At 59.9% G+C, this 5965-nt stretch carries 2 protein-coding genes and 3 pseudogenes; 4 read left to right on the plus strand and 1 reads right to left on the minus strand.

All coding sequences use genetic code 11. The features are described from left to right. The 3 genes and pseudogenes from AAFX91_RS37905 to AAFX91_RS37915 all read left to right on the plus strand — a co-directional run. A pseudogene (locus AAFX91_RS37905) lies at nt 1–234 on the plus strand (IS701 family transposase); the annotation flags it as partial. Between the two features lie 492 nt (nt 235–726). Beyond that, the gene (locus tag AAFX91_RS37910; protein WP_155255602.1) at nt 727–876 is read left to right on the plus strand and encodes a hypothetical protein; all 150 of its coding nucleotides are present in this window, start codon (nt 727–729) and stop codon (nt 874–876) included. A gap of 353 nt (nt 877–1229) precedes the next feature. Further along, nucleotides 1230–4496, plus strand: coding sequence for a hypothetical protein (locus AAFX91_RS37915; protein ID WP_394569901.1), 3267 nt, complete (start codon nt 1230–1232; stop codon nt 4494–4496). Nucleotides 4497–4803: 307 nt separating this feature from the next. Here AAFX91_RS37915 and AAFX91_RS37920 read toward each other — a convergent pair. Next, nucleotides 4804–5275: pseudogene (locus AAFX91_RS37920) on the minus strand (transposase); the annotation flags it as partial. 58 nt (nt 5276–5333) lie between these two features. Between AAFX91_RS37920 and AAFX91_RS37925 the strand changes: the two are divergent. Next, a pseudogene (locus AAFX91_RS37925) lies at nt 5334–5863 on the plus strand (ISNCY family transposase); the annotation flags it as partial. Nucleotides 5864–5965: the final 102 nt, after the last annotated feature.

The raw sequence follows: 5965 nt of genomic DNA on the forward strand, positions 1-5965 counted from the left end.
GGAGAGATCGAAACCCTGCTGCGCAAGGCGGGCAAAGGCTATGTCCTGGGTGTTGCGTCCAATCATGTGTTCCGCTCCTGGGGCAAGCAGCGGCCTGTCGCCGGCACCGCCGCCGCGATCGCGCGGAGCCTTCCCAAAAAGGCCTGGCGCCGCCTGTCGTCCGGCGGAGGGACCAAAGGTCCGCGCTGGCACGACTGGGCCTATCTCGAGCTGGCCGATCTCGAAGCCAGTGAATAAGCCCGCTGCATAAGCCGTCGCCAGCACGACGCGATTGCGCATCCCTGTAACCGCGTCCAGGAAGCGCTCGATCTCTTCGGCACCAAGGACGAGCGGGAGCTTGTCGGGCTTCTGGCCACCGATGATCCGCTCGAATGCTTCCGTCTGCCCGAGTGTGACGCCGTAGAAGAACCGCAGCGCGCAGGCCACCTGATTGATGTGGGACCACGAACGCTTTTGGCCGATGAGATGCAGTTGATAGGCCGGACCTGCTCGAAACTCAGCCGGTCCGGTCGGCTAAACTTTGCGATCGCATAGATATAGGATTGCTGAGTCGACGGCGACAGATTGCGGACCGTCATGTCCTCGATCATGCGTTGGCGAAGAGAGCTCATCGTAGCCATCTGGGTCTCCTGTCTTGAGAGGGGTGGTGCGAAGACCAACATCCTCTCAGACAGGACACCTCAGTTCAGCAGGCTCCTCCCCACTCCCGCGTAGCGGGTTCGTTCAATGAGTGATCACGATGGCCTGGAATTGGTGATCACCATCGTCTGGAACACGCAGCGGCCCAACGAGGCCCAGCTTCCGGCAAAAATCAACGCGGTCGCCCGTTGGCTCGTTGTGGATCCGTCTGAGGCTCGTCAGCTTCTCAACAGCTAACGTTCCTAGCATGAGACGTGGACGGCGGGCCAACGCAAAGCCTTCAAAGGGGCTCTTGGCTTGCTCGGAATGCAAATCGCAAGCGTTACATAACTGACGGACGGCGTGTGGAAGAAGCACTCAGGGTAAGCTGACCCGACGCGTGATGTCGGTCGGGCCTTGCGTCCGACAAGGCGGCGACCAGTAAGGCTGAAGGCGCTCGGACCGGGTCGTGCGACGATTGCCGTTCGGTGGCTTTGTTCTGGTTGTCGACTTTGACCTTTGCCTCTCTCAGGTTGGATGCTCTGCGGCCCGTGCATCCGAGCTTAGCTTTGGGTTGGCCATGAAGATTTATCTCATCTAGGGAGATTAGTGTGGAAACGAACGATATTGGATGGCTTAATACGGACGGTTGGATGCAGGAGTACGCGGCCCTGCAAAAGCAGCAGCGGGCGAGACAACAGTCGGACAACATGTCTGAACATCCGGCGGGCTTTGAGCAGCAGCTGGCCGAGCTACAACTCAGGTCCTCTGATGAGAGCTCCGGTGACCCTAGTTCGTCTGATGCTAGTTCGGCTGATAATCACGCTGCACAGGCGCATGGAAGAACCCAGCGCGCTAATGTCGGGGGTTCGGTGCCATCGCGGTCCAACCTGCGGGATAACTGGTTCAGCAGCACGCACTACAGCGTAGACCTCCCTCGCGCTCACCTCGGCGGCTCGGCTGCGGAGGCATCGCGGTCTGACTTGCGTGACAGGCTGTTCAGCAGCACTCGCTACACCGCGCTGTCGGAAGCGCAGCCTGCGGCCCGGACGAAGAACAGCAAAAGCCGGGGACTGTGGTCGCGTGTTAAGTCAGCGGTCGGCAAAGTCTTTGGGGGGAGTCGTCGCGAGAAGTCGTCTGGGGGCGCGGCGTCGTACGTGGTGGTCCATTCAGAGCTTCGCATGGATTTCGCCAAGCGGCGCCGCGCGATTGAGCCCTTTGAGTCAGACACGGTGCTTATTTCCAGGATTATGAGGGCGTCCGTCGGCAGCAGCACGTTCAACACCGCTCAGAGGCATGCATCTCATTTACGCAACTTCAGTGCCTGGCTTAACGAGCACCAGAGAGGTTCAATTGCCGACCGGCTGAACCAGCATGGGTTGGAGGACGATGCGCGGGACTATGCGCAGGACGTGGACCCCGCTGGAAGCAAAAACATCAAAGATCAAATCATTGAGGCGTTGGAAAATCTCCGGCACGCCGATCTCCCGCCAGCTGAGATCACAGATGACGAGAGGCTTATTTCCGAGTTCAAAGAGGCGGGCAAATCCGCCGGCGGCGGCCGCACTACTGTTAGTCGGTGGGCGGGAAATCTGTATAAATTCCACACCTGGCTTCGAGCCAAGACCTTGACGCTGTCCAGCTTGCTTGACCGTCCTGATGAGTTGACACGACTTGCGACACGCTATGTGGAGGAGGGTGGCAAAAAAGATGTCCATCCGGCGTTGACAGCGCTTCAGGAGTTCCACATCGCGAAAGCCGAGGGACGCCCCGCAAATTTCAATCTTCACCCACAACAGCGCTTGGCTGGCCCTCCTACCGAAGACACGGCGCTCATGGAGAGGTTCAAGGCAGCAGCCATGCAGGCCGGGGCTCACGAACCCACGATTGAGCGCAATCTGGTACATTTAAAAAAATTCGCCAACTGGCTCCGTGAAAACAACAAGGAGCCATTGGCTCCCCGCTTTCGAGATGAGGCGCTGGCGGACGATATCGATGAGTATAAAGCGCAAGGTAACGACCCTAAAAACCGTCTTCATTCGTCGCTGACGAATCTCCGGAGGCTTGGGTCGGGGGAAGAAAACATCCAACAGATCGGGCCCGGCCCGCGTCTCATGGGACCCCGCCTCCTAAGCCCCCATCCCGAAGACGCCGGCGTCATCGAGAATATGTTCGTTCAAGCCCTGCGTAACCTTGGAGACTCGACTTCCGAGCAGAGGCAGCCTTTTCACGAAACGGCTAGCCGCCTTCGGGGTTTCAGTGACTGGCTCCGAAGGGAGGATAGGAGCAGCATAGTTGGCCGACTCAGGGGGACTGGGCAGCAGCACGCGTTGGACGAAGATGTTAAGAATTTCAGGAGGACCAAAGCTTCGGCAAAGGTGCATGAAAAAGATTTGACGATGCTTCGGAACTACCTACAACTCGTCGAGGCAAACAAAGCGTTGGGTGTATCCCTTCCTCAGCAAACGGTAGGCCCGTTTGGGCAGGCCGACTTGCAGGAACCGGCTGGCTCGAACTCAACCTGGTCCTGGATGCGAGATTTGCCGACGCCGCCGTCCGAAAGTGAGTGGCCGCCGATGGTAGGCCCGTTTGGGCAGGCCGGCTTGCAGGAGCCGGCTGGGTCGAGCTCAAGCTGGTCCGTGCAACCGCCGTCCTACTTCGACTTTCCAACGCCGAGGGGCGAGCCGGCTTGGTCCTCAGACGTCTATCGCGATCTCGATTCTTTCACTGGTCTGCCGTCCACACCGCAGGAGATGCGTGACGACGCCCAGTCAGGGCCGGTGCTCAGCCCTGCCGGCAGACCCCCGTTCTTCATCGGGCCATCAGGCATGCCGCAAGAGCCGGCTGGCTCGAACTCAACCTGGTCCTGGATGCGAGATTTGCCGACGCCGCCGTCCGAAAGTGAGTGGCCGCCGATGGTAGGCCCGTTTGGGCAGGCCGGCTTGCAGGAGCCGGCTGGGTCGAGCTCAAGCTGGTCCGTGCAACCGCCGTCCTACTTCGACTTTCCAACGCCGAGGGGCGAGCCGGCTTGGTCCTCAGACGTCTATCGCGATCTCGATTCTTTCACTGGTCTGCCGTCCACACCCCAAGAGATGCGTGACGACGCCCAGTCGGCGCCGGTGCTCAGCCCTGCCGGCAGACCCCCGTTCGTCATCGGGCCATCAGGCATGCCGCAAGAGCCGGCTGGGTCGAGCTCAAGCTGGTCCGTGCAACCGCCGTCCTACTTCGACTTTCCAACGCCTAGGGGCGAGCCGGCTCGGTCCTCAGACGTCTATCCCGGTCTCGAATGGCTGGGTGACGAGCATATCCAGCGGGACTACGAGCTCCTGTCGCAGGAGTTGCAGCGCACCAATCCAAATCTCGCCGCGCGAACCCGGTTCGTGGATCCTCTCAATGCCTATATGGTACGAGAAGGTACCGATGACCAAGCGCTCCAGCGCATTATCTATGATCGAAATAGTAACGATATAGCCGACTTCCTGTTCTTGCCGGTGAACGATAGCAACCCGCAGGACCAAGAGAGACACCTCCTGTCCCTGCAAGGGAACGATGCCAGCGCTAGGGACCGCGGGGGCGTCGGCTCCCATTGGTCGTTGCTGCTGGTGGACCGCCGCAATCGCGACAGGCCGGTTGCCTACCATTACGACTCCGCCCAGGGACACAATGCCAGACCTGCAGCAATGCTCGCAGCGCGGGTAGGAGCCGATCTGCAAGATGCCCCCATAAGCCAGCAAAGGAACGGCTATGATTGCGGTGTCTTTGTGGTAGACGGTACGCGGGAGCTGGTCAGACGGCTCGCGGGAAGGCGGCAGGCAGATCTGAGCCTCGGCAGCCTCGTAGTTGATCGGCAGGCACTTCAGAACCGACTAAGGGGCTGATGTCGGCTTCAACTGAATAGCGCGCCTGATTGAAGTGCAACTTCTCGCCCATCGAAGCTCCGGCGCGTTCGCAGAGCACGAAGGTGTGTCACAATCGGGGAGCGCAGCTTGAGCTAGGGCTGTTTTGCGAGATAGCGAAGCAGCCCGGCCGGCAATGATCTGACGTTCCGGCGCTCGTCATAGCTGTCATGAAGCTCTCCGGTATTATGATGCCCACAGCTGGGACTAAACGACTAGTCGTACTGCGTCATAAATTGTGGCGAGAACATGCGCACTGCGGTTGGAACGGCACAACATGGGCATCGAGCCAGAGTGGCGGCGAGCGCGACCAAAGACGGTAGGCCACCGGCAGGCTGGCGTGGCGATTGGCAAGCGATAACGACACCGCGACCTGACAATTATCTTGCTTGCCTAGCTGGCCGCAATACTGCCGCGCTACCCCGACCGAGTGCCGCCCTTGCTTGGGAAAGCCGGTATCGTCGATGATCCAGGCTTCGATTGGCCCGTGACGCTCTATCGCCGGCAGCACCAGTTCGCGCACCTTGGCCAACACCTTCTCGTCCGACAAAATGTAGTAACGATTGGTGCTGCGCCGCCGTGCGCTCAGGCGCCGTCACCGCCGCCATCGGCTCAACGCTCTTCCGCTCACATGGCAGCATCAAACCCGCGCAATAGTCTCGAAGCGGACCGGCGCGGTCCGCATGGCCAATCACGCTCGTCAGCCCCTCGACATACGCCGCAAAACGCGATGCACTGCCGTCTGATATCTGGTGACCCACGCTCAGCTCTCCACATGCTGAAATGAGAATCTCCCAAATAACTGATTCTAAATCGCAATCACCCGCGACTCCGCATCAGCGCGTGATCGCTGAAGTTCGCACATCCGACGCGGTTCGTATCCACCTGCAAGAAATCTATGCTGGGCTGGATCCGGTCGTGCTGTTGCGGGACATCAGGGCTGCCCAGGAATCGCTGGCAGCGCTTGCCGATATAAAGCCGGCTACCGAAAACTCCATCGAACCACAGTCAATCGAGCGCTTCCTGGCTAGCTTGCGAACGGCCTGGAAGGATGGCGGAGTACGGCCGACAGACCGACCGGTCGTGAAGGCAAAGAGAGAACGTCGCCGCCCGATCCGCTCATTCGGGTGACTGCGGAACTGCGAACCTGGTTCGAAGCTGAGCCGTGGCGTACCGGCAGCGAGCTTCTTGGCAAGCTGCAGGCCGAACATCCCGGCGCCTATCCTGACAAACTTCTGAGAACGCTTCAGCGCCGTCTTAAATCATGGCGCAGCGAGCAGGCCAACGCGCTCCTGTTCAGCACCACGAATACGGCACTGCAAATTAATGATGACGCGGCGACACAATGAAGCAAACGATGCCCGGAGGAGGCCGTGTCGCGCGGCGATCAGGATGGAAGAGCGCGTCAATCAAGGTGAGAGAGTTTCGCCGGGCTCGTGACGCAGGGAGGG

The organism is Bradyrhizobium sp. 31Argb (genome assembly GCF_043638955.1).
Classification (GTDB): domain Bacteria; phylum Pseudomonadota; class Alphaproteobacteria; order Rhizobiales; family Xanthobacteraceae; genus Bradyrhizobium.